The 20,744-nt window shown below is 37.2% G+C and carries 21 protein-coding genes; 7 read left to right on the top strand and 14 right to left on the bottom strand.

Translation table 11 applies throughout. The features are described from left to right. Nucleotides 1-489: 489 nt before the first annotated feature. Together ssuE and J2S74_RS22530 are read right to left on the bottom strand one after the other, a co-directional pair. Nucleotides 490-1,017 (bottom strand): NADPH-dependent FMN reductase, encoded by a 528-nt coding sequence (gene ssuE, locus J2S74_RS22535; protein WP_307330450.1) that lies wholly within the window; start codon nt 1,015-1,017, stop codon nt 490-492. A 243-nt stretch (nt 1,018-1,260) separates the two neighbouring features. Continuing rightward, a complete protein-coding gene (locus tag J2S74_RS22530; protein ID WP_307330447.1) occupies nt 1,261-1,806 on the bottom strand; it encodes an FAD synthetase in 546 nt (181 codons plus the stop codon). Between the two features lie 398 nt (nt 1,807-2,204). Between J2S74_RS22530 and J2S74_RS22525 the strand changes: the two genes are divergently transcribed. Then, nucleotides 2,205-2,819, top strand: a complete 615-nt coding sequence (locus tag J2S74_RS22525; protein ID WP_307330444.1) for a LysE family translocator — start codon at nt 2,205-2,207, stop codon at nt 2,817-2,819. A 695-nt stretch (nt 2,820-3,514) separates the two neighbouring features. Next, the gene (locus J2S74_RS22520) at nt 3,515-4,876 is read left to right on the top strand and encodes an amidase (RefSeq protein ID WP_307330441.1); all 1,362 of its coding nucleotides are present in this window, start codon (nt 3,515-3,517) and stop codon (nt 4,874-4,876) included. Between the two features lie 343 nt (nt 4,877-5,219). Here J2S74_RS22520 and J2S74_RS22515 read toward each other — a convergent pair whose 3' ends face one another. The 3 genes from J2S74_RS22515 to hpaB all read right to left on the bottom strand — a co-directional run bounded on the left by J2S74_RS22515 (nt 5,220) and on the right by hpaB (nt 8,618). Further along, nucleotides 5,220-6,143 (bottom strand): VOC family protein, encoded by a 924-nt coding sequence (locus J2S74_RS22515; protein WP_307330438.1) that lies wholly within the window; start codon nt 6,141-6,143, stop codon nt 5,220-5,222. Between the two features lie 49 nt (nt 6,144-6,192). Beyond that, a complete protein-coding gene (locus J2S74_RS22510) occupies nt 6,193-7,035 on the bottom strand; it encodes a fumarylacetoacetate hydrolase family protein (RefSeq protein ID WP_307330435.1) in 843 nt (280 codons plus the stop codon). A gap of 101 nt (nt 7,036-7,136) precedes the next feature. Next, entirely contained in the window at nt 7,137-8,618 is a 1,482-nt protein-coding gene (gene hpaB / locus J2S74_RS22505) for a 4-hydroxyphenylacetate 3-monooxygenase, oxygenase component (protein ID WP_307330432.1), read from the bottom strand. Between the two features lie 1,086 nt (nt 8,619-9,704). On the opposite strand from hpaB, the gene J2S74_RS22500 reads away from it, so the two are divergent. After that, nucleotides 9,705-9,890: a hypothetical protein gene (locus tag J2S74_RS22500; RefSeq protein WP_307330429.1), complete on the top strand. Its 186-nt coding sequence runs from the start codon at nt 9,705-9,707 to the stop codon at nt 9,888-9,890. Here J2S74_RS22500 and J2S74_RS22495 read toward each other — a convergent pair. From J2S74_RS22495 to J2S74_RS22485, 3 genes are all read right to left on the bottom strand, one after another. Further along, on the bottom strand, nt 9,887-12,007 hold the full coding sequence (locus tag J2S74_RS22495) for a heavy metal translocating P-type ATPase (protein WP_307330456.1): 2,121 nt from the start codon (nt 12,005-12,007) through the stop codon (nt 9,887-9,889). The two genes, J2S74_RS22500 and J2S74_RS22495, sit on opposite strands and share 4 nt — an antisense overlap. 422 nt (nt 12,008-12,429) lie before the next feature. Then, on the bottom strand, nt 12,430-12,576 hold the full coding sequence (locus J2S74_RS22490; protein ID WP_307330427.1) for a hypothetical protein: 147 nt from the start codon (nt 12,574-12,576) through the stop codon (nt 12,430-12,432). 207 nt (nt 12,577-12,783) lie between these two features. Beyond that, entirely contained in the window at nt 12,784-13,176 is a 393-nt protein-coding gene (locus J2S74_RS22485; RefSeq protein WP_307330425.1) for a helix-turn-helix domain-containing protein, read from the bottom strand. 255 nt (nt 13,177-13,431) lie between these two features. Here J2S74_RS22485 and J2S74_RS22480 point away from each other — a divergent pair, with 255 nt between their 5' ends. Next, entirely contained in the window at nt 13,432-14,478 is a 1,047-nt protein-coding gene (locus tag J2S74_RS22480; RefSeq protein WP_307330421.1) for a metal-independent carbonic anhydrase family protein, read from the top strand. A 327-nt stretch (nt 14,479-14,805) separates the two neighbouring features. Here J2S74_RS22480 and J2S74_RS22475 read toward each other — a convergent pair whose 3' ends face one another. The 5 genes from J2S74_RS22475 to J2S74_RS22455 form a co-directional block, all read right to left on the bottom strand. Next, a complete protein-coding gene (locus J2S74_RS22475) occupies nt 14,806-15,801 on the bottom strand; it encodes a tRNA dihydrouridine synthase (RefSeq protein ID WP_307330419.1) in 996 nt (331 codons plus the stop codon). Between the two features lie 197 nt (nt 15,802-15,998). Beyond that, on the bottom strand, nt 15,999-16,748 hold the full coding sequence (locus J2S74_RS22470) for a hypothetical protein (protein ID WP_307330415.1): 750 nt from the start codon (nt 16,746-16,748) through the stop codon (nt 15,999-16,001). A 40-nt stretch (nt 16,749-16,788) separates the two neighbouring features. Then, on the bottom strand, nt 16,789-16,914 hold the full coding sequence (locus J2S74_RS22465) for a hypothetical protein (RefSeq protein ID WP_307330411.1): 126 nt from the start codon (nt 16,912-16,914) through the stop codon (nt 16,789-16,791). Between the two features lie 103 nt (nt 16,915-17,017). Next, nucleotides 17,018-17,425, bottom strand: coding sequence for a conserved phage C-terminal domain-containing protein (locus tag J2S74_RS22460; protein ID WP_307330408.1), 408 nt, complete (start codon nt 17,423-17,425; stop codon nt 17,018-17,020). 12 nt (nt 17,426-17,437) lie between these two features. Beyond that, nucleotides 17,438-17,656 carry a hypothetical protein gene (locus J2S74_RS22455; RefSeq protein WP_307330404.1) on the bottom strand — a complete coding sequence of 73 codons (219 nt, stop codon included), beginning with the start codon at nt 17,654-17,656 and terminating at the stop codon, nt 17,438-17,440. A gap of 206 nt (nt 17,657-17,862) precedes the next feature. Between J2S74_RS22455 and J2S74_RS22450 the strand changes: the two genes are divergently transcribed. The 3 genes from J2S74_RS22450 (at nt 17,863) to J2S74_RS22440 (ending at nt 18,603) form a co-directional block, all read left to right on the top strand. Continuing rightward, nucleotides 17,863-18,075, top strand: a complete 213-nt coding sequence (locus J2S74_RS22450) for a DUF1659 domain-containing protein (RefSeq protein WP_307330402.1) — start codon at nt 17,863-17,865, stop codon at nt 18,073-18,075. 38 nt (nt 18,076-18,113) lie between these two features. Then, a complete protein-coding gene (locus J2S74_RS22445; RefSeq protein ID WP_307330399.1) occupies nt 18,114-18,335 on the top strand; it encodes a DUF2922 domain-containing protein in 222 nt (73 codons plus the stop codon). 142 nt (nt 18,336-18,477) lie between these two features. After that, the gene (locus tag J2S74_RS22440; RefSeq protein ID WP_370876051.1) at nt 18,478-18,603 is read left to right on the top strand and encodes a YvrJ family protein; all 126 of its coding nucleotides are present in this window, start codon (nt 18,478-18,480) and stop codon (nt 18,601-18,603) included. A 9-nt stretch (nt 18,604-18,612) separates the two neighbouring features. On the opposite strand, the gene J2S74_RS22435 is transcribed toward J2S74_RS22440, so the two are convergent. Next, on the bottom strand, nt 18,613-20,688 hold the full coding sequence (locus tag J2S74_RS22435) for a (Fe-S)-binding protein (protein WP_307330393.1): 2,076 nt from the start codon (nt 20,686-20,688) through the stop codon (nt 18,613-18,615). Nucleotides 20,689-20,744: the final 56 nt, after the last annotated feature.

Raw genomic sequence — 20,744 nt, 5'->3', positions numbered from 1 at the left:
GGAAGGAGCCAAAAAGTAGCTCCTCTTCTTAAGAGTATCCAAAAATAGTCGCATTACTAATTTAGAGAGGGAGCCTTGACAGTTTCGTTCATATCGAGCGTTGCCCGCGGAAAGCGAGCACTCTTTACCTGCGACGAGCAAACGAAGTGGCGCAGGAGCATCCTGAAGCGAAAATCAACACCAAAGTTAATAGATCAAATTTTTAAAAGGTATAACTGTTTTTCTGAGAGTGTTTTGCTATTTAATAAAGTGAATTATGAAATTGATTCTTTTACGTATAAATGGAAATTTTCTTAACACAATTTTAGGCTGTTTTTGATAAATTATATCGTACTCACATTCAACCCACTTCTTTTCTATCTTTCTCAAAGAGAACTTTTTCTGCCGTCTGGTTAAAGAATACCTACTAAATAAACGCTGCGGAGATGCTGTAAAATGACCCTTATTTATGACGGGAATTCTAAGCATCAAGCCGATTTATTTTTACTCTTAATTCAATTCCTCAATTAAATGGTAAAGAGCTTTGTCTATTCGTACTTTTGTTTTTTCTTCAAAATCTATATCTTGTTGATCATTCCATTGGACGTTAGAATCTAGACAGAACAGACCATTTAACACTTTCTTAGCGCCTAATGCGGTTAATACAGGCTTAAAGCTGTAGTCAATGGTTAAAAAGTGTGCAAGTGTTCCCCCTAAAGCAAGTGGCAAAACTATCTTTTCTTTCAATCCATCTTGAGGTAGCAGATCTAAATAGGTTTTCAGAATACCTGTATAAGACGCCTTATATATTTGGCTAGCTACAATGATAGCATCCGCTTCTTCCACTTTCTTATTTGCTGCAACAATAGCATCACTACCAAAACGAGTATAAATTAAATCTTCTGGTGGTAAATCTACTACGTGAAGTGTTTCTACATCCTTCCCGTTTTCCTTTACCACCGATTCAATGTACTGTAAAATACCGTTTAACCGCGAAGTTTTTGATGGACTACCTGAAATCATAATAATCTTGGGCATAAAAATTCCTCCTACTTTTTATTAGTTTTAAAGAAAAACATTATTGATAAAATATTCTAAATAATGCAGATTCTATCACTTGATAATTTATAAAAACAAAGGATACAGGAAAAGTGTTTAAAATAGCGAAACTTAAAAAGAGCTTTAATCTCTAATAAATTTTCACTAATATTATCAAGGTTTAATATTATATGACTAAAACAATGTCACTTTTGGTCATTAATATAATTTGATAAGCATTTTCTATGCCTTAATTGCTTCATTATACCTTCCCAAAAGTGAATCTACCTGTTTATATTCACCCTGTTCCATTAATTCTCTGATTTTTGTAGAAGATATTTTTTCTCCATTAATACAATAAATAGGTTCAACCGACTGAACTGTAAAGTATTTTTTTAATAATTGAACATCTCCAATACGTTTATAGCCAAATCGAAAGTCATCACCTACGAGTATTACTTTAGGATTCAATAGAAACAATTCGTTAACAAAGTTTTCTGCAGTTCTTTGCAGATATTTCTCATTAAACTCTGCTAGAACAAGTTGATCTACACCTAAATTTTGTATTAATTCAATCTTTTTTCTCGGCTTTGTCAGAATTTTAGCCCCTTGGAAGTATGATCTAGGAGGTGGATAAAATGTATACACTACACTTGGTACCCCTTCCAAGTGACTTTTTTTAACCAACTCTCGAATAACAGCTTGATGTCCAAGATGTATCCCATCAAAAGCACCGATGGCAACTACCGACGCAGATAATTTAAGCTGTTTCGTCTGATGAACTTTCATATCTTCTTCCCCTCTCTCACAAATATTTTTATATTTTTGTTCAACTATTTTGTTAAGTAAAGGATATAACTTAATTACTCTATATCCTACATCATTCAATCGTTCAAACCTCGTGGTACTTATAAATATACACTAAACACCAACATGCTTCGATATACATGTTTAAAATGATGAAATATTATAAAATCCCCGTTAAATATGGAGACTGTCTATCATAATGGTTATAGTGCTTCCCGACCTGGTAAAAAGTCTCTATATTAATATCTTTTAAAAAATCAATTGTACTTGCTTGATTTATAATTTTATAACCATTAACCTTAATGCAAGAAAAGTTGAGGAACGACACCTATTTTAAATACAGAAAATTAATACATTTAGAATACGGAGGGAATAAAAGAATGGACATGATGGTTTTAATTTCTTTTTTAGGGGTAGCTATATTTCTTACATTAATGCCTGGTCCAGATATTTTGTTCGTAATAGTACAAAGTATCTCGCAAAATAAAATGGCAGGTATCGCAACCGCCTTAGGACTTTGCTCAGGGTTAATTTTTCATATTACTGCGGCGACAATCGGTATTTCCGCAATCGTTTATCAATCGTCATTTGCTTTTTCTATTGTGAAATATGCTGGAGCAACCTATTTATTTTATTTAGCTTGGCAGTCGTTTAAGGAAAAAAATTCCGTTTTCTTAAACGGGAGCCAAAAGACAATGAATTATCCTTCGTTGTACAAAAAAGGGATATTGATGAATATATTAAACCCCAAAGTTTCCATATTTTTTTTAGCTTTACTTCCACAATTTGTTGTACCTTCAACAATGAATGTATCTGCACAAATGCTTATTTTAGGTTTGATTTTCTTAGTTCAAGCACTGGTTATTTTTTCTCTCATTAGTATATTTTCGGAAAAATTGCGCAGTTTTTTAGTGAGCAAACCGTTTATCGCGAATAGAATGAATCTAATAAAAGGCACACTGCTTCTTTTTATTGGTTTGCAAATAGCATTTTAGAAAAAATCTTTTAAAGTGTATAATCTTATGGATACGGTTCCTACGTTCTTGCTTTCTCCGACCTTTATAAACAAATGTTTTGAGATAACCATTGCTGTTTTTTAAATTTGTAGTACTCTATCATAAAGCCGTTTTTCGACGGGGGTTCTAAAAAATTGTAGACCCTTGGTAATGATGCCCCTCATAAAAGTCAACCTTTTTGAGTAACTATTGCCTTTGGCGTAATACATAGGGGGGATGACCTTTCCCCTCCCACACTTATGTATAGAAGAACATCACAAAAAAACATTAACAGCATTTCAATATTGAAATTTTAAATAATTTAGATAATATATGCATTACAAATTTACGCTTCAGCCTCCTCCAATTACACCTAAGAGCAGCCCACGTCCTGTGGGCTGCTCTTAGGTGTAATGTCGCCATCCTGGCTCCCTGTGGGGTCTTCAGCTGCTCCTGCGATTACTCGTCGCATGACAAACATGTTGCTTTTCCCGCAGGAGTCTCGCACCTTCCGCTACAATCAACGTTATCCTGTACAGGACCTATTAATTAGGCTGCTGCAATTGGTTTATTAATACTCAGTAGTCAAAAAAATCATAGATTTCATTATTTTAAACAATGGTATTTCAATCTTCGGAATTTTTTATTACAATACGTTAAAAACTAACAACTTACATTTAAACAAGGAGGAAAGTATGGATTTATTAACTTTATCAGAATCATTTATTACTAAAAAAATATCACCTAGGGAAAGTGTTGAGCAATGTTTACGAAACATAAATGATAATTCAATTTATAATGCCTTTATTACTATTTGTGAAGAGGAGGCACTAGAAGAGGCATGTTGTGCAGAAGAGGAAATTAGCAAAGGGAATATAAGAGGACCGTTGCATGGGGTTCCAGTTGCTATTAAAGATGTGATTTTTACAGATGGAATTCGTACGACTATGGGATCAAAGATTTTTGAAGACTTTGTTCCAAAATTCAATGCAACAGTAGTACAAAAATTAAAAGATGCCGGTGCTATTATTATAGGTAAAACGCACACCCATGAATTTGCATATGGGCCAACTGGTGATCGCTCTTTAATCGGACCGTGTCGAAATCCTTATAACCCCAATAAAATTACGGGTGGCTCTAGTGGTGGATCTGCCGTTGCTGTTTCAAAAGATATGGCTTACGTTGCGCTAGGGTCTGATACAGGCGGCTCAATCAGAATCCCAGCGGCTGCCTGCGGCGTTGTAGGAATGAAGCCAACATTTGGCCTTGTCAGTAAATATGGAGTATATAGTACAGCATATACTTTGGATCATATTGGACCAATGACAAAGAAAGTAAAAGATAACGCCGCTATGTTAAACATTCTTGCAGGCTACGATACAAATGATCCTTATTCGCTTCACAAAACTAAAGAAGATTATACTCGTTTTATCGGGCGAAGCATCTCAGGCAAAAAAATTGCCCTTCCTTCTTATTACTTCCAAAACATCGATCTAGAAGTTTCAAAAGCTATTGAAAAAGTGATAAAGGTGTATCAAGACTTAGGCGCTTTTATTGAGGAGGTAGAGATTCAAGAAATTGAGGATATTGCCAAGTATCAAGTAATAACCATTCAGGCTGAGGCTCATGCAGTGCATGAGACAAATATCCAAACACGCGGTTCTGAATATGATGAAGAAGTTTTTGAGCGTTTACAATATAGTAAAAACCTTCCAGCCTATCAATATGTCATAGCACAGCAAAAAAGAATGGAGTTAACAAATAAATTTAATGAAATATTTAACAATGTTGATATTTTATTAACTCCGACCCTCCCTATTCTTCCAACCGACATTAACCAAAGAGAAGTCATGATAGGGACTCATTCTGAAACTGTAAGAAGTGCTGTTTTAAGACTTACTGCACCAACTAACTATACTGGTAACCCCGGATTATCTATCCCATGTGGACTATCTAAATCTGGACTCCCGATTGGTTTCCAATTAATCGGAAAGCATGGGTCCGAGGCGATATTATATCAATTTGGAGCTGCATATCAACAACAAACAAAAAGCTAATTAAAAAATAGAGGTGGTAGCTATGCTCCCACCTCTATTTTTCTCGTTGATAAAAATTATTTTGAGTTGCTTTCTAAGATTTTCTGGTTTCTATAAGCTTATATCCATTTACAATGAAAGGACAATTAATGAGATAACAGGGTTGAAAGTTCTATGTCACTTAATACATGTTTTCTTTAAGAGAGTCTGTTCAAAAAGGTAGGTTTTGGAGCTTTTTGAACACGCTCTCAAGAGTACAAAAAACTGAATAATGTTTTATTAGTATTAGTACCCATTATTCGGAGTATTGTGAATTAAAATGCTCTACCTTTATATTCAAGTATATTTCAAAATAATAAACACATTACGAGTTAGAAACTTTCTCGAATTTCTTTACTGCATAGTCCAATAATGTTTCTTCAAATTTTGTACCCCATTGAGAGTTGTCATCCCAGTATCTTGGTAGCATTGGGAAATCTTCATGCCATGGACGTGGGTCGAAGTAGCCTAAACCCGGAATTAATTGATCCATATCAATAAATAATTCAACTAAATTTCCATCTGGATCATGGTGGTAGGCGGCAATATTATGACCGGCTGTATGGCGGTTTGGACCCCAAAGAACCTTAATACCATTTTTTACCAAAACATCTAATGCATGATATTGATGACTAGCATCTCTCAATTCAAAGGCAATGTGATAAAGGTTGGGCTGACCAATCCGCTTCCCAAGGTTTGAAATGTTTAAAACATGATGATCATTATTACATGTTAGAAAATTTGCTCGCTCATCGATTTTATCCGTATAATAGAATTTTAATACATCTTTATAAAAATCAGCCGTTTTTAACGGATCCATGGAAGCTAATGCTAAATGTCCTAGCTTATTTGGAATAATACCTTTTTCTTTGAAACGTGGTGCTGGCATAGCAGTATCTGAGTAAAGATGTACAGTAAAACCATCAGGATCTTTAAGCTCAAGCAACTCTGTTATGCCAGGTTGAGTATCGTACTTTAGCTTGGAAGAAACGCCATGCTTGTTTAGTTCCTTTTGTGCTTCAATAAGAGAAATATCCTTATCCAATTGAAAGCCTATTGATAGTAAGTTGCTGTCATTTACAGGTGTTAAGATAATATTATGATGATCAAGACCTGAACTAAAGTATTTTCTCCCTTCCTCATCTTCCTCCATTAGCGTAAATCCTAATATCTCTGAATAATAATGTTCCATTCCTGCCATGTTTTTAACGGCAAGTTCAGCATAACCAAGTTTACTAGGTTTTAACATAATATCTTCTCCTCAATATAAAATTTTTGATACCACAATATTAAATGTGTTACTCAGCCTTAACCGTGTTTCGTAATGTTCCAACTTTACTAACCTCTATTTCAACAACATCTCCGTTTTTTAAGAAAAATTGGGGCTCCCGCTTTAGCCCTACTCCACCAGGAGTTCCAGTTACGATAACATCTCCAGGCTTTAAAGTTGTAAAATTTGATATAAATGAAATTAATTTAGGAATAGAGAAAATAAGCAAATTAGTAGTAGAACTTTGCATTACCTCCCCATTTACTCTAGTTTCTAATGATAGTACTTCACCATCTTTAATTTCATCTCTTGTAACCAACCAAGGTCCGAAACCGCCTGTTCCGTCAAAGTTTTTACCAGGGCCCCATTGGCTAGTACGAAGTTGCCAATCTCGTACAGAACCGTCATTATAGCAAGAATATCCTGCAATATGGTTATAAGCATCTTCCACGCTAATACGCCTTCCGCTTTTTCCGATTACAACAGCAATTTCTCCCTCGAAATCTAGTTGTGAAGATTCTTTTGGAAGAATTAGATTCTCTTCATGACCAATTTGAGAACTAGGATATCTAAAGAAGATCACCGGTGTTGCTGTTTCCGTCTCACCACATTCCTCTACATGGGCATGATAGTTTAAACCAACACAAACGATTTTTTCTGGGTTCGGAATAACCGGCAGCAGTGATACATCATCTAATGGATACTGAACATCATTAACGTCAATATTTATGTCTTCCAAATTCCCCTTTTCAAGAAATGTTTTAAGGTCTGAATATTCATTATTAAGTTTTTTCTTTAAATCAACTATTCCATCGTTAATTACTACTCCAAAACTTTCTTTTTCTCCATGACGAAAACTTACTATTTTCATTGAATAAAGTCTCCCTTTCTACAACTAATATATTTTAATAATCCTTTTATTGCCAATTAAAGATTGTTTTCTCTCGTTGAATACCCATCTGTCTATCAACCTTATTTAGTGTTTACTTTATTTTTGCTATCATTTGCTTTAGACTCTGCCAATGCACGGTCAACAAGTGGAAAAGAAGGATTTTGTCTCTTATAATTATTGTAGAACATGCCTAACTTTCGAACTGGATCACCTGAGTAGTAACGTTCATATTGCACTAGTCTTTGACCAAATCCTTCAATTGTAAGATCCCAAGCAAGTTTAAATAAATGTAAACGCTCTTCCCCAGAAACGCCTTCACGACCGCCATAATATCGCTCAATATCATCAGACAAAGCCTCCATGTCAGCTTGTGTAGGGGGAACGAGCAATCCACCAGCTCCGATCGTTTGAATTATTTCAATGGCTCGTGGATACGCTTTCGGTAAAATACCACGAATAGTTTCTAATGGAATTGGATTAGGTACTACTTCCCCATTCGGTCTTACAGTGAATTCATTTTCTGCTGTACGTAATAATGCTCTAATGGATTCAACAGACTGTACCAGTTCACCTAATTGGTTTTGAACATTCAAGAATCCATCGACACCGATTGAATCTGCAATACTCGAGGCAACTTCTTGTGCAAATTGAAGTTTAATCAATCCTCTTACTGTTGCTTGATGCATATTTTGACTTAAACCCGTGTCCGAATAGATTCTATTTGCCGCTTCAATATTTTTATATATAAATACTCTATCCCAAGGAACTAAAACATCATCAAACACTAGGACTGCATCCTGTTCTTCAAACCTTGATGCTAATGGGTGATCAAAAATTGACCTTTTTCCGTCTTGAACTGGTTCACGGCAAATCAAACGTAATCCTGGTGTATCAATTGGAACCGCAAAAGATATTGCATAATCTTCTTCCCCTGGTCTGAATCCTGGAAATGAATAAATAATAACTTCGTCCGTAATTGGTGCAAGAGTAGCTAACATTTTGGCACCACGAACAATAATACCTTCTTCTGTTTCCTGAACAGCACCTAAATACGTATATGGATCTTTTTGGTCCTTAGATGTCTTTGTTCTGTCTGTTTGTGGATTCATAATCGCATGTGTTAAAAACAGATCATTATCACGAATATATCTATAATAGTTTTGGATATTTTCTGCCCATTGCGGGTTATATTTCGCATAAAATTCGGGAGTACTTGCCATTGCCGTTACTGTTACATTCAAGAAGTCTGGTGTTCTACCCATTAAACCAAAAGTTGCCTTTGCCCAAATTTCATATAACGCTCTACGTGCCATTAAATCATGATACGTTCTTGGTACGATGAAAGCGTTAGATACTCGTTCACCTGTTTCTTCACAAATGCTTGTAATTTTGTCTTGATATTCGGAATCATGCTGCATATCATATAATTTGGCAATTTCTTTAATCGGCTGCTTAAATACCGGTTCATTTGTGATATCCGTAATTCTGCGGCCCTCCATCCAAATTTCTGGTTTTTTCGATTGTAATCCATTAATGTAATCTTCACCTGTACGAATACCCATCTTTATATCATTCTCCTTTGACCATATTTTCACGACTATGGATACTAATAATTTTTTAATTTTTTATCAGAGAATTTTTTGCTTTTTATCATCCCCTTTTGCAGTTCTCTACTTTGTACCATCAATTTACTAAAAATACATATCATTAATCGATAGACAAATTTCATATTATGAAATGTTTTGAATGTTTCAAATATTTACGTTAATCATTCCCCAAAAAATGTATTACACATTAATATTAATTTTAGAAACTAACAGTAAATGTTGAGCTTTATTAGGACAGACAGATTTCTTTTTGAAATAAATTGAACTATTACTCCAATCTTGATAAAAACAAGTCTATTCTTAATAAAAAGCCTAAACCTGATAAACCATACTTCTCACAGAGCATCACACACAAATCCGTTGCAATATCATATACCTTATGAAAATACCCTTCATTTTTTCACATCATAGCCAAACATCTTCCCCACCAAAAAGGGAATTCTTTTTCAACGAACACCACCTATTAATTGTTGATATGATAGTCAAGCCCACTTTTACAATAAAAACACAAAAAGGAGCATAGTATTCAATTAAACAAATTGAACCAGCTCCCTATATTTTGTCGTTGAAGACTATGAATGGTATCCCACGGGACTTTCCTATGCCATAAGGAATTGATCTGAGGCTGCAAATTTTTCGGTGCTTTTTTACCTGGGGATGTTGCCTTTAATTCCATGTCTTTGTAAGCGGGATCCTGTTCATGTGCAGCTAATATATCAATTAACTTATTCCGATCTTCAGCCTCTTTTCTAAATTCTTATGAGCAAGGTTTGAAACTTCATTCGGATCCTCAAGGATATGAAAAAGTACTTCATACCATATATATTTCCACTCCCCGTCTGTCATCATGAAGGAACGATTCACGTTTCTGTCAACAATTTTGAAGTGAAAAAGCCTAATCCTCCTTAAACCTTTACCGAGGAATTAGGCTTTGGTCTTCCAAAATCGTGCCAATTGTGTAATACCACTTTCTATTGAATAGTAGTATTGTACTGCGCAACAAGGTGTAAAAATCCAAATGGCTCTGTTGTTTCAGAAATTATGGGTGTTTCATCTCCAAAAATGCTTCGAGCGATTCCAGATGGAGAGGATGATCCTGTTAATCTCGCAAGGTTCGCTCGTCGAACATTAAAAGAAGATGAACTGAAACTAGCATTAAGAGAGGGTACTAGCCCCCATCAACTTATGATGCTGCAATGGGGGCTGCTTTGTTATGTTCCTTTTTAACTCTTTTTCATAGGATTGATTTTCAAAAGCCTCATTGCATTTAATACAACAAAAACAGCAGCTAATACATCGGCTAACACTACAAATAACAGTGATGCAAACCCAGGTATAATAAGGATCAATGTAATAAAGTTAATTCCGTTTGAAAACCAAATGTTTTGCTTAATATTTCGTAACGTTGCACGGCTTAAACGGACCGTAAATGGTAATTTCGTTAAATCATCCGCCATCAGTGCAATGTCGGCAGTTTCAAGAGCGGCATCTGTCCCCGCAACCCCCATTGCTATTCCTAAATTGGAAGTAGCCAACGCAGGTGCGTCATTTATCCCGTCACCAACCATTGCAATTTTACCGTATTTCTTCTGAAGCTCTTTCACCGCTTTCACTTTATCTTCTGGAAGTAATTCGGCACGGAACTCATCAACACCTATTTTCTCTGCGATGGCTTTGGCTGTTACCTGATTATCACCTGTCAGCATGATGGTGCGCTCAATTCCGGCTGATTTTAAGCGTAAAATCGCCTCTTTACTTATTTCTCGTACTTTATCTGCAACAGCAATAATCCCTAATACCTTATATTCCGTTCCTAAAATCATCGCGGTCTTTCCTTCTTCTTGCAGTCGTTTAATATCCTCTTGAACGACATGTACATCCGTACCTAATTCATTGAAAAGACGGGAATTTCCAATGTAATAGACAGTCCCATTTATCTTCCCTATAGCACCTTTTCCCGTAATTGCGGAGAAATCTTCAGCTTTAGGCAATGTAATTTTGTCGCGTTCAGCTTTACGGACAATAGCTGCTGCTAATGGATGCTCTGAATATTTTTCCAGTGCTGCAGAAATTGCTAAAAATTCATTTTCGGAAGTACCATTTACAGCTACGATATCTGTAACTTCAGGACGACCAAGAGTTAATGTCCCCGTTTTATCAAAGGCAATGGCTTCAATAGCTCCGGCTTCTTCAAGGAACACACCACCCTTGATTAATACACCATTTTTAGCTGAGTTCCCAATCGCTGAGATAATCGATACAGGACTTGAGATGACAAGTGCACACGGACATGCCGCAATAAGAAGAGCTAATCCTCTATATATCCAATCACCCCATATTCCTCCAAAAAATAATGGTGGAATAATCGTAAGCAACACTGCAAGCGCAATAACAACCGGTGTATAGATACTTGCAAATTTGTCTATATACTCTTGGCTTTTTGCTCGTTTTCCTTGTGCTTCTTGAACAAGGTGAATGATTTTTGACAACGTTGTATCTTCTACCCGTTTTGTTACTTGAACCTGAATAGATCCTTGTTGGTTAATCGTGCCGGCAAAAACTTCATGCCCAACTTCCTTTTCAACAGGCATGGATTCACCCGTAATAGCTGCCTGGTTAACCGAGGATCTACCTTTAACAACGACTCCATCCATAGCAATTTTTTCACCTGGCTTAATAACCATAACATCATCAATTTGGATTTCTTCAACGGCAAGATGAATTTCTTCGCCATTTCGAATAATGTTTGCCTCTCTTGGTGTAAGACCCATTAAGGCCTTGATGGAATTACGAGCTTTCTCCAACGTGTAGACAGATAGTGTATTGCTAAGGGAAAAGAAGATAACGACTAATGCACCTTCTACCCATTCCCCGATGGCAACTGCACCAACAACAGCAATTGTCATCAAAACATTCATATCAAAATTTAACTTTTTCAGTCCATATAATGCTCTACGTGCAGTTTTATAACCACCTATAATAATAGATAGGGCATAAAACGATATTTTCAAAGTTTCATAGCCAGTAAACCCAAAAATCAACCCTGCAAGAAAAAGAAGGACAGATAGACCTGTAATAACAAAGTCTTTATGCGCTTGAACGAAAGGTCTAGGCTCATCATTTTCTTTTGCTCCCATCGGTTTTGCAGTAACTCCTTCTTTTTCTGCTTCTTTTATAACACTTTCGTGTGGCACGTTTCCTTCAACAATTAGGTTAGAAGCACTAAAATTAATAGTCGCTTTCATTGTGCCTGGTAATTCTGAAACTCTCTGCTCAACCTGAGCAGCACAGCCTGCTCAGTGAAGGCCAGATAGTACATAGGTTGTGCGATCTGCAGTAACCATTTTTTCTTGTGCTGTCACAAGGTTTTCCTCCAATCATTTCATAAATAGCATTCGATAAATTAACTAATCAATTGTATTTTGGTTTTCTTATTTTAATTGATATGATTTTCACAACAAGCCAATGTCTAATATGTGTGTCAATAGACCATTGTTGGAATTACCTAATCTGGCTATCATAACTCAACTTTTACTATTGGTTTCTATAGGTAAAAGTACATAAAAAAGTCAAAAGCACATATCAATTTTAATTATGAAGTGTGCTTCCTTATTACATTTACCTACCTTTGCTACGTAGTAATGGTCAAATACGAAAGACAAAGGATACTTTTTCTACAAAAAAAAGCATCATTACAATAACTCGTAATGACGCCTTCACACGTTTTCTAAGCTTAGCACGATATTATAATTTAGCACAGTCTATGTTAAAACCGAAATAAAACCATATACAATACAAGAAAACCAACACTTGCTAAACTAGAGATTATGATCATGTTACGCTGCTTCTTTTTTACTCCAACGACGAGCGAAATAATTGCAAGAACTAAAAGCAGTGTTACGAATATTTTCATTCCAGTACCCCCGATATTGATTTAAGGCTAGTCTACCATACCATAATACTATTACGGTTTAGCCGATGCGTCAAATGATTAACCTTTTTTGAAGGGGCACGGGGATAGGTTCATTGCCCCGTTCATCTGTGGGACGCGGTACCTGTTCGAGACCACTGAAAAAGATAAAAAGCGATCTTTTTCAGTGGGCTCAAAGAACGCCCTTTTTCAGTGGTCTCTACCTGTCCTTTTGTCCCGCATAATCCGCTTTGCTCTAATATAATCTATGGCTTCCTCTATTAGCTCCTCATCAACTTCTTCATCATCAATAATTATTTTATATCTACCTTCAAGTATCCCAGTATCAGAGACAGAATGAGTAACCGTCGGATTAATATAATCGCTGGATTTCTCTGGGATATCGGAATAGCCTACTAAATAATCAATTGATGTATTAAATAAATCAGCTATCTTCTTTAATGTACTGATCTCTGGGGTACGTACCCCATTTTCATAACCAGAAACCGCAACTTTAGAAACTTGTATTTTATCTCCAACTTCTTGTTGAGTTAAATTATTTTGCTTTCTCAACCTCTTAAGTCTTCTCTTAAAATCTGGCATTGGCTCGTTCTCCCACCTTAGCAACTAAAATGTTTCTATTCATATAATTTTTTTTCGATTCCTTAAATTATATCAAAACATTTTATCAAAATCTTTTTAAATTGAATGAATAAAATTCAACCATATTTTTCTATAAAAATAGTTGTTTTTGCATTATATAACTGATATTATTATTTCTGTTGTTGCATTTTAGTTAACTATATTAATATAGTTAACTAAAAGTTATCAACTTAAAATAAAAAAGGTGGGGAAATGATGAAAAGATTTAAAATGATGGGTATTGCATTATTGTCAGTTGCACTACTAACTACAACTGCATGCTCGAATGACAACGTAGCTGATGCTGATTCTGTAGAAGAAACAGTAGAATTAACGCATAGCATTACAGAAGAGGAAGTTCTAGCATTTCAGCAAAGCTGGGGAGAAGGAATTGTACATATTGGTGAAGTATACAGCGAAGGTGGCGACTATGAAGCTGCTGCTGTTGAGCATATCGAACGATTCTATGGTTATGACATGAGTGAAGTTCTTTTCAAACCAACTTTAGCTTTAGAGGAACGTTTCCGTGGTACCTTTGAAAGTGCTTTATCTTACTTCATCGGCGGAGACATTGCTGAGGATGGCGGTTTCGCTATTACTCCTTGGTCAGATGTACGTTGGGAAAATGAAGGAGTTTTAATTGAAGGAAATAAGGCTACAAGTATGGGTGTATATTATTTCACACCAGCTAATGGTGGAGAGCCTGTAGAAGTAGAATACACTTTCTCTTTTACAAAAAATGATGATGGCGACATGAAAATTATCCTTCACAGCTCTCATTTACCGTTTAGTCCTGCTCCACAAGCAATCACAGAAGAGGAAGTTCTAGAATTCCAGGTAAACTGGGGAGAAGGAATTGTTCATATCGGTGAAGTATACAGCGAGGGTGGCGACTACGAAGCAGCTGCTATTGAGCATATCGAACGTTTCTATGGTTATGACATGGGCGAAGTTCTTTTCAAACCAACTTTAGCTTTAGAAGAACGTCACCGTGGTACCTTTGAAAGTGCTTTGTCATATTTCATAGGTGGAGATATTTCCGAGGATAGTGGTTTTGCAATTACTCCTTGGTTAGATGTACGTTGGGAAAACGAAGGGGTTCAAATTGTAGGAAATAAAGCTGTAACTATGGGAGTATATTACTTTACACCAGCTGATGGCGGAGATCCTGTAGAAGTAGAGTACACTTTTGCTTTTACAAGAAATGACGATGGCGACCTAAAAATTACGCTTCACAGCTCACATCTCCCGTTTAGTAATTAGTGGTGCCTGTCACCACCTAGGTTTTAATAGATTTTGTCGATTGAATAAGAGATTCTTACCCGCATTCGTTGATTGCGGGTATATTTTTTTGGGACACGTGGATAGGTTCAGGCTGCTGAAAAACTCGGATAGTTAAATTGCAACGGCTTCGCCCACTGCTTAGAGGGACTAAAAAAGTGGAAAAGCACCACTTTTTTTCGCTGAGAAATAGCAATCGCTCCGCGCGTTGCACGCCTGCTATGAAAAAACCACTCATAGCAGGCAAAAACTTGCAACGGCTTCGCTGATTGCGTCGAGGCCACTGAAAAAAGGAAAAAACACCCTTTTTCAGTGGCCTCTACCTGTCCCTTTGTCCCTATCCCCTTGTCCCAATTCAAAGTTATCGAGCAGTTCACGCACTTCATCTGTTGATTCTGTGCTCATTAGTTGATTTCTTAATGCACTCGCTCCGGAAAATCCTTTGACATATATCTTGAAAAAGCGATGAAGGGCTTTAAACGGACGGAGCTCTAAATGGGAATATTTATCATGGAGATCCATATGCAATCGTAAAAGATCGAGTAATTCCTTACTACTGTGCTCTTTCGGCTCTTTTTCAAAGGCAAATGGATTATGGAAAATACCACGGCCAATCATAACCCCATCCACATCATATTGACGGGCGAGCTTCAAGCCAGTTTGACGGTCAAGAATATCACCATTGATGGTCAAGAGTGTTTCTGGTGCTACCTGGTCTCGAAGTTTCTTTATCTCGGGGATCAGCTCCCAATGAGCAGCTACTTTACTCATTTCCTCTCTTGTTCGCAGATGAATGGAAAGATTAACGATATCTTGTTTCAATATATGTGTCAGCCATTCGCGCCATTCGTCTATTTCTGTGAAACCAAGCCTTGTCTTTACACTTACTGGCAATCCTCCTGCTTTTGCTGCTTGTATTAATTCTGCGGCAACATCTGGTCGAAGGATAAGGCCACTTCCCTTCCCGTGCCGAGCCACATTAGGTACAGGACAGCCCATATTGATATCCACACCCTTAAACCCGAGTTCAGCCATACCAATACTCATTTGTCGAAAATTCTCAGGTTTATCCCCCCATATATGGGCGACAATTGGTTGTTCATCCTCTGTAAAAGTCAAACGCCCACGTACACTTTTGTTTCCATCCGGATGACAATAACTCTCGCTGTTTGCAAACTCTGTAAAAAACACATCAGGTCTAGCTGCTTCACTCACTACATGGCGAAAAACAACATCTGTCACTTCTTCCATTGGTGCTAGTATAAAAAAAGGTCGTGGGAGATCACGCCAAAAATTATCTGTCATAATTAAATTCAAATCCTCTCATAATGGGATACCAGGCCAAACGGTTATCTCAAAATTAATGTCCCTGTTTCTTCTACACTTATACCACGCTTAAGTACTTTTTATCAAACTGATCAACTGATCGGGAATGTTTACGAAAACAGCCTTTCACAAAGAAAAAACACGTACCTCAAGAGCACGTGTTCATTTAAGCAACCCTAATTATCCGTTCTTCCACTGAAATATTGACCTTCATCCCATCCTCCTTTCCAAAGGACATACCCATCCTTATCGAATGCTTCAATTGTCAAATCACGATTCTCCCAATCACCAAAGGACGCAAACCAAACTCTTACTACGTCCTCCATTTGTTTAATGGTTGCCTCTTGTTGCCCTGACTGCTGTTTCACGGAGACTCTGGCAATTTCCTCATCCGTAATAATGCCACCATGCTGAGAGACCGAATTCAACGTTCCACTGCTCCAATTGATCCCGTCCTCTGGAGAAGGCTCGTACAAATAAAGACTTATTCCATACTGACTACCTCTAGTAATTACAGTTAAATTGTATTGACTATTGCCGTAGTCAGCAACATATACTATTTCACTATTCCCCACTTCCTTATACTTCATTTCTGCTCCATCATGGTAATAGTTCATAATAATTTCACTATCTACCAGCATTTCATATAGATGGAACATCTCATGTAATACCGTTGCATGATCTTGTTGTAATGCTGCTTTCTCATTAATCGAGGTTACCCGGTATTCGGAAAACTCCTCATTTAATTCTTCAATATGTACATGTAACTCTGCAACTTCCTGCTCTAATTCCTCTATTATTGTTAGGGTTTCCTCATCACCTTCAACAACCTCACTAACCTCTTCCACAGGGTCTCTAAAGAATATACTCACTGCAATAACCAATCCAACGATAATGGCAAAACTAATATACTGACTTTTTCCCATAAGTCCCTCCAAAATTTTCAATACTGTTCCTTTTATTCTATCACCCATTCCAATAATTGTAATTAGCTTTTCTTAGGGCATTTTCGTCAATCGTTAGGGGGTATTTATATTGCAACACATGTTGGTCTAAGCGGCGGATCACTTCACTGTCGTCTTGTGCTTTCATTAGTCAATGCCATGCCTCCACGTTGCTCCTTCTAGCTTCATCTTCCCTTGAGAAAATCGATCAATTTCTATTAGTAGTTGGGCTGTTTCCCTTTTCTCCATGGCTATTCTCCCCCCCTTACATAGCGATCAAACTCACTTTCGTCAACGGCAGTACTTTGTTCGTTAAGATAAGCTTCAAATTTAGTACCGAATAATGTCTCTGGACGGAGGAACTTACTCAATTTTTTATCTAGTAACCAATCTGAGCATTTGTTATCGATGACTTGTTGGAAATCTTCTAAACGATATCCTTCTCTTATTCTCGCTCTTACGAGCTCTTGTGTTTTTCTAGAATTCATTTGGAAGTTCTCCCATGCTTTTTCATTGAGATAGGTGACGATCTCAGCGATCATGTCTTTTGTTGTAATCTCTGTAGTAATTTCTGTAGTAATCTCTGGTATTGTATTTTCATTTTGAAAAATCATAGAGAAGTTTTCGCCACTTCCTATTTTCCTTTTTGACCCTTCCATTTGTAATTTTTCCTAAGTAGGGGGCATGAAGTCTTGAAGATTAATCTTGTAATCTTGTAAGACGTACCCCTTCTCTAACAGATCCCTTTGTAGTTTTATTAGATTCACTCGATACTGCTTTGTATGATCCCAACCAATAGCAGGATTCTTCCTCTCATCTAGCCACCCATTATCTACCAGTTTGCTTATTCCTCTTTGATGACAGATCGCTTTAATTTCTCCATTACCCAACCACCTCGTTTGTAATATTCTATCCTTCGCTTACTATGTAGACTTGAAACGTCAAAAAGGAGGAGGAAACTTTTAAAAAATCAAAAAAAGTTTCCCTTTATGTCACAAAATGTTCACAAACAACGAAAAAATTTTCATTTTTTTAAAATAGTCTCCTCCTTTTTGCCTTCTCAAGTCTACATAGTAGGTGAAAGGGGGTGAAAAGCATGGGTGATATCGTATTTAGTCGATTATCTTTACATTTTGTTACGGGCTATAACGATGAGGGAGAACCAGTTTTCAAAGCGAAGCATTATCGCAATATCGTCCCTCAGGCAGAAAGCACGCAGCTATTCCAAGCTGCGATGGCACTAGCTTCTCTTCAAAAGAATGAATTAGAGAAGGTAGAACGAAGCAACACGTACGAATTAATTCAGTAGGATTTTACGAGGTCAGTTAGAAGAGGAGGTGAAAACACATGACAAAACGATTAGAACTTATTTTTACCAATGAGAATGGGAAAGCAGCGACTATTTCTATCGACGATCCAATAGAGCCAGTCAACCCACAATCGGTAGCTCAAGCGATGGATACGATCATTGCAAGTAACGTATTTGCAACCTTCGACGGAGGGCTAGTTGGAAAACGAAGGGCCCGCGTAGTAGAACGTAGAGTAGACCAAGTGGACATTTTACTATAAGCGTCTGTTCAAAAGGGGTGCTTTTTCCCCTTTTGAACACGCTCTAAATAGAAAAACGGAGGGGATTACCTCTCCGTTTTTCTTACTACTATTTATAGTTGAAGGGGGTGAGGAGAAATGGAACTACGGATGAGTCTTGTTAGTGAATACGGGTTTTTCCATTGCCGTTACATTCTACTCACTTTACCGCATTGAGAAGAAGCTAGATCAGCTGAATCATTCGGTCATGTATTTAGGCAAACTTGTTCAAGGTACATCCATTAATTAATTTAGGAATTTACAATGACCTTTCTAGTATTTCCACTAGGTCCATCGTTTTCACATGATCCTCCACTTCTTTCGCCTTCGTTCCATCGCTTAGCATCGTTAAGCAGTATGGACAACCGCTGCCTATAACACTCGGGTTCACTGCTAGCGCCTGCTCGGTGCGGGCGATGTTTATACGTTCCCCTGAATGTTCTTCCATCCACATCATTCCTCCACCAGCACCACAGCACATGGCATTTTCACGATTGCGCTCCATTTCAACCACTTCAACTCCCGGAATCGCCTTTAAAATTTCACGAGGAGGACTGTAAACATCGTTATAACGCCCTAAATAACAAGAGTCATGGTAAACGATAGTTTCATGAACTTCGTGCTTTGGAACAATTTTTCCTTCCTCCATAAGTTGGGCAAGAAGTTCTGTATGATGATACACTTCTACCCCTTCCAATCCAAACTCAGGATATTCATTTTTAAACGTATTGTACGCATGGGGATCAATTGTTACAATTTTCTTCACTTCGTATTTTTGGAACATATCGATATTTGCTGATGCAAGCTCTTGGAATAAAAATTCATTCCCAATACGTCTAGGTGTATCCCCTGAGTTTTTTTCTTTACTTCCAATAATGGCAAATTTCACCCCTGCTACGTTTAACACCTTTGCAAATGATTGGGCTATTTTTTGGCTTCGATTATCATAAGATCCCATGGATCCGACGAAAAAAAGATACTCGAATTCTTCCCCTGCTTTTTGCATTTCTTTCACCGTCGGGACGTGAATATCGTCTCGACCTAGCCGCCAGTTGTCCCGTTCTTTACGGTTGATCCCCCACGGATTCCCTTGGCGCTCTATGTTGGTTATGGCACGTTGGGCATCGGTATCCATCTTCCCTTCTGTTAAAACAAGATAACGACGCAGGTCAATGATTTTATCCACATGTTCATTCATCACTGGACATTGATCTTCACAGTTTCGGCATGTGGTACAAGCCCAAATTTCTTCTTCCGTAATAACATCACCAATTAAGCTTACATCATAGCCTGCTGCCACTTCTTCATTAGCAGCAGTTTGGGATGCATTTTGGTTTCCAATCGTGTGACTAAAGGCATAGGCCGGCAACCAAGGTGATTGGGATGTAATGGCTGCTCCCTTTTCTGTAAGGTGGTCCCGTATTTTTAGAATTAAATCCATTGGGGAAAGCATCTTTCCCGTCCCTGTTGCGGGGCACATATTGGTGCAACGGCCACATTCTGCACAGGCATATAAATCTATTAATTGTTTTTGATTGAAATCTTCTACCTTTCCTACTCCAAAAACTTCTTGTGTTTCATCCTCAAAATTTATTTTTGCAAGCTGACCAACTTTATTCGTTCTACCTAAAAAAACGTTTACTGGTCCTGCTATTAAATGGGCATGCTTCGATTGTGGAATATAGACTAGGAACGTTAGCAATATTAATAGATGAAGCCACCAAAAAACAAAGAATAGTACTGCCGCGACACTGGGACCTATACCTTGCGCTAGCAAAGCTACACTTGAAGCAATCGGTTCAAAGCCAGTGACTGATTTATCTAACCAAACTATCTCCATCCCTTTGGCACCTAGCTTTGAAACCATTAACCCTCCAATAAATAGAAGTACTAAACCTGATTTCCACCCACGTTTTAAGCGAGTTAACTTTTCAATATAACGACGATAAAATGCCCAAATAACCGCCATTAAAATCATTACAATGATCAGTTCTTGGAAAAAAGTGAAAAATGGATACACGGGACCAAGAGGCAGGTGTGAACCTACGGCCAATCCTTTCCAAATAACATCAATGGCGCTAAATTGAACAAGTATAAACCCGTAAAAAAACATGACATGAATAATACCACTCTTTTTATCCTTTAACAGTTTTTTCTGACCAAAGACATTTATTAGAACGTTATTAAAACGGTCCTTGAATGTTTGATCAAACTCCGCTTTTTTTCCTAGTTTGATATATTCATACCGTGCCCGAACTAATGCGGCAAATAAATAAAAAGCATATCCCGTCACTAATAGGAAGAACATTAGATTAATTATTTGTATTGTATTCATGAAAACTTTCACTCCAATTTAATTTATTTTTATCATAAATTAATATAAAGTAAGGC

Origin of the sequence: Evansella vedderi, assembly GCF_030813435.1 — a bacterium.
GTDB classification, from domain to species: Bacteria; Bacillota; Bacilli; order Bacillales; family Salisediminibacteriaceae; genus Evansella; species Evansella vedderi.
The sequence above is the reverse complement of the archived record's forward strand: the minus strand, read 5'-3'. Positions and strand labels throughout refer to the sequence as shown.